Origin of the sequence: Sphingomonas sp. (assembly GCF_036387535.1) — a bacterium.
Classification (GTDB): Bacteria; Pseudomonadota; Alphaproteobacteria; order Sphingomonadales; family Sphingomonadaceae; genus Sphingomonas_R.
The window spans coordinates 1-2,669 of sequence record NZ_DASVTO010000020.1; the positions used below are offsets into that span (position 1 = coordinate 1).

Here is a 2,669-nt window from a genome sequence, read left to right on the forward strand (position 1 = left end):
CAGCGCGACTTGCGGCTGCGCGCGCGGGAGCTTTCGGCGGCGCACCTGATCGCGGACGTGAAGGCGCATCTGGTGTTCCGCTTCCACGACCCGGAAGGGCCGGCAGCGTACAATATCTTCCAGAAGTTGAGCTACATCCTCGTGCTGTTCGTGCTGCTGCCGCTGGTGATCCTGACCGGCCTGGCGATGTCGCCGGGGATGAACGCGGCTTGGCCATGGCTGCTCGACATGTTCGGCGGACGTCAGTCGGCGCGCTCGCTCCACTTCATCGCCTTTGTTGGGCTGACCCTGTTCACGGTGGTACATCTCGTCCTGGTGATCCTGGCGGGGCCGATCAACGAGATGCGGTCGATCATCACCGGGCGCTGGAAAGTGCCCGGATGATCCTGACAAGACGTTCGCTGGTCATTGGGGGAGCCGCACTGCTGGCCGGGTGCGACCGGATCGCGGTGATTCCCGAGGCACGCGCGATCCTGTTCAAGGGCGAGGATATTCATCGCGGGCTGCAACGCGCGCTGATGGACCGCGACCGCCTCGCGCCCGAATTCGACCCCAACCAGCGGTCGCGAGTGTTCCGGCCGAATGGCACCCGCAATCCGGGGACGCCGGCCTACAACGCACTGGTCGAGGGGCAATTCGCCGATTGGCGGCTGCAGGTGGGCGGACTGGTGACGCATCCCCTGTCGATATCCCTGCCCCAGATCCGCGCATTGCCGCAGCGCCGCCAGATCACCCGCCACGATTGCGTGGAGGGCTGGAGTGCGATCGGCGGTTGGACAGGGCCGACGCTACGGACGGTGCTCGAGGCGGCAGGGCTTCGCGATGCCGCGCGTTTCATCGTCTTCACCTGCGCCGACCTGTACGGCGGCGAGCCCTATTATGAATCGATCGACCTGGTCGACGCGTTCCACCCGCAGACTATCCTGGCCTGGGCGTTGAACGACCAGCCGCTGCCGGTGATGAACGGTGCCCCGCTCCGGCTGCGGGTCGAGCGGCAATTGGGTTACAAGCACGCCAAATATCTGATGCGCGTCGACGCGGTCTCGAGCCTTGCCGGGGTGGGCCTCGGCAAGGGCGGCTATTGGGAAGACCGCGTCGACTATGATTGGTACGCAGGTATCTAGGCGGTCGGCGGCTGCCACAGCTCGATAGCGTTGCCTTCGGGATCATGGATGCGCGCGAACCGTCCGGTGTCGGGGTGGTCCCATTCGGGATCGACGGTCACCTCAACGCCTGCCTCACGCAGGGTTTCCAGCATCGTGTCGATATCGGTCACGCGCAGGTTGATCATGAATGCCTTGTCGGCCGCGAAATAATCGGTGTCGGCCTTGAACGGTGCGAACACGACCGGACCGCCCGCCGTCATCCAATGCCAATCGGACTTTTCGCCCGCGCCGTCCGTCGTGCAGCCCGCGCCGACGCCGAGGTGATCGCGGTACCAGGCGTTGAGCGAGTCTGGATCCTTGGCCCGAAAAAACAGCCCACCTATCCCCTGAACCGGCATGTCGTTCTCTCCTGATTGCCCGCCTCGTCGTATCAGCATCCCTCGGACCGCGAAACGGTGGCAGCGTGACGCTGGGTTCGGGCGCCGCTAGGGTCTGCCTCGAATGTTGTCGCGGCTCGTCCTCACCGATTTCCGGAATCACCCCGAACTTGCGATCGCCGCTGGGCCCGGCTTCGTCGTGCTCACCGGTGAGAATGGCGCGGGCAAGACCAACATCCTGGAGGCGGTCTCCCTGTTCGCGCCGGGGCGCGGCCTGAGGCGAGCGGCGCTTGGCGAGATGGCGCGAAGCAGCGGCCCGGGCGGGTTCGGTGTCCGCGCCGAACTGACGCTGCCGGATGGGGACGTCAGCCTCGCCACCGGTACCCAGGCTTCCGCGCCCGAACGTCGCATCGTACGAATCCAGGGCGCCACCACTGCGGCAACCGCACTGGGCGAGTGGGTGACGATGCTGTGGCTGACACCGGCGATGGACCGATTGTTCGCCGAAGCCGCTTCGGAACGGCGGCGCTTTCTCGACCGCCTGACGCTTGCACTGGCGCCAGGGCATGCGGTTCACGCCAACCGCTACGAAGCGGCAATGCGCGCGCGTAATCGGCTGCTCGCCGACGAAGGCGTTCCCGACACTGGCTGGCTGGGGGCGTTGGAAGCGCAGATGGCGGAGCACGGACAGGCGATGGCGGCGGCGCGGGCAGAGACGGTGGCGGCGCTTGCCGAGCGACTGCGCCACGTGCCCGAAGGGCCCTTTGCGCGCGCGACACTGGCGCTGGATGGCTGGCGCGGCGGTGATCTCGCGGCTGAACTCGCGGCCGGTCGCGCGCGTGACGCCGCCGCCGGGCGTGCGCTGGCAGGACCGCATCGCAGCGACCTTGTTGTGACTCATGCAGCTAAACAGCAGGCTGCGGCGCTGTGTTCGACGGGCGAGCAAAAGGCGTTGCTGCTCGGCATCGTGCTTGCCCATGCCGATCTGGTTGCCGAGCGGACCGGCCGAGCGCCGATCCTGTTGCTTGATGAAGTCGCCGCGCACCTGGACCCGCTGCGCCGTGCGGCATTGTTCGATCGCCTCGCGGGACGCGGACAGGTGTGGATCACGGGCACCGAACCTGCTCTGTTCGACGCGATCGGCACCGACGCGACGCGTATTGCTCTGGGGGGACAAGCATGAGTG

The 2,669-nt window shown here is 66.7% G+C and carries 4 protein-coding genes; 3 read left to right on the forward strand and 1 reads right to left on the reverse strand.

Annotated elements, in window-relative coordinates; all coding sequences use genetic code 11:
• Together VF649_RS02075 and VF649_RS02080 are read left to right on the forward strand one after the other, a co-directional pair.
• Positions 1-384, forward strand: a 384-nt coding sequence (locus VF649_RS02075) for a cytochrome b/b6 domain-containing protein (protein ID WP_331010300.1), incomplete at its 5' end; no start/stop codon positions are given.
• Positions 381-1,124, forward strand: coding sequence for a molybdopterin-dependent oxidoreductase (locus VF649_RS02080; protein ID WP_331010301.1), 744 nt, complete (start codon positions 381-383; stop codon positions 1,122-1,124). The genes VF649_RS02075 and VF649_RS02080, both read left to right, overlap by 4 nt.
• Here VF649_RS02080 and VF649_RS02085 read toward each other — a convergent pair.
• Complete coding sequence (locus VF649_RS02085; RefSeq protein WP_331010302.1) at positions 1,121-1,504, reverse strand: VOC family protein; 384 nt, start codon at positions 1,502-1,504, stop codon at positions 1,121-1,123. The genes VF649_RS02080 and VF649_RS02085 overlap by 4 nt on opposite strands.
• Positions 1,505-1,607: 103 nt before the next feature.
• On the opposite strand from VF649_RS02085, the gene recF reads away from it, so the two are divergent.
• The gene (gene recF / locus VF649_RS02090; protein ID WP_331010303.1) at positions 1,608-2,666 is read left to right on the forward strand and encodes a DNA replication/repair protein RecF; all 1,059 of its coding nucleotides are present in this window, start codon (positions 1,608-1,610) and stop codon (positions 2,664-2,666) included.
• The last annotated feature ends 3 nt before the right edge of the window (positions 2,667-2,669 follow it).